Source organism: Roseovarius roseus, assembly GCF_043355935.2.
Lineage (GTDB): Bacteria > Pseudomonadota > Alphaproteobacteria > Rhodobacterales > Rhodobacteraceae > Roseovarius > Roseovarius roseus.
On record NZ_JBHFPE020000056.1, the window covers coordinates 1 to 1069 of the forward strand.

1 protein-coding gene and 1 pseudogene are annotated in these 1069 nt (G+C 58.8%); both read right to left on the reverse strand.

The features are described 5' to 3' along the window. Positions 1-695: pseudogene (locus tag ACEWPL_RS19420) on the reverse strand (selenium-binding protein SBP56-related protein); the annotation flags it as partial. Between the two features lie 18 nt (positions 696-713). Continuing rightward, positions 714-1069 (reverse strand): integrase core domain-containing protein (locus ACEWPL_RS19425; RefSeq protein ID WP_420744407.1); only part of this gene is annotated, 356 nt, incomplete at its 5' end.

Consider the following 1069-nt stretch of genomic DNA (forward strand, 5'->3'; position numbering starts at 1 on the left):
ATACCGCCCTTGTCCTTCATCGACGGGTAGAACTGGTTGTCCCAGGTCGAGAAGAGCGACGTCGTGACGTAGAGCCGCTTGCCATCAAGCGACAGCTGGATCATCTGCGGCGCGCCGTCGACGGTGCGGCCGTTCACCTCATGCGCCTTGCCCAGCAGCCCGCCGATCCAGACCTGACCGGTCAGCTTGGGATTGAACGGATCGGAGATGTCGTACTGCCTCAGATCCCCGTGCAGCCAGTTCGAGAAGTAGAGATACCTGTCATCCATCGACACCAGAATATCGGTGATCAGGCTCGGCATCGGGACCGGAAATCCCTCGACATCCACCGGGGGCACATCAATGATCTTGTTGACCTCGATCTTGCCGTTGTCTTTGTGGTAATGAAAGATGTTCGATGCCAGCGCCGCGCCGACAAAGCCATGGGTGCTGTCGGGATCGTGGTGGAACCGGGCCTCCAGCGGGATCATCCCCTCCTCGCCAAGGTCGATAGATTGCTCCACCTTGCGGTTCTTGAAGTCCCAGAAATGGATGTGCTGCCCGTATTTGCCCCTTGCCACATCCTCAAGATCGAAGCCCGGCATGAAGGTGTTGGGCGAGGCCCATTCGGTCGAAATCATCATGTTGTGGCGTGGCTGGTACCAGAAGTCGTAGTTGTACTTCATGTCGCCCAGGATTTTGGTCTGCCCCCATCGAGTGGTCCAGTTTGATTGTTAGTGCATGGTCGGTCTTTGGTCTATCGGAACGATGCTCTTGGGCGCCGGCGGCCGGTACCCCAAAGCGCTGTGTGGCCTGACCGTGTTGTAGTGACGACGCCAGCGTTCGATCAGGATCTGGGCCTCGCGCAACGTGGTGAAGACCTCGCCGTTGAGCAGCTCATCCCGGAAGCGGGCGTTAAAGCTTTCGCAGTAGCCGTTCTCCCACGGTGAGCCGGGGGTGATGAATGCGGTTTTTGCGCCCACGGCACCGATCCAGGCGCGCACCTTCTTGGCGATAAACTCTGCGCCATAGCACGTCAGGAAGTAGGGCTGGTGAGAGGTTATGGCCATGCGCGCAGCCCCCAAATTGC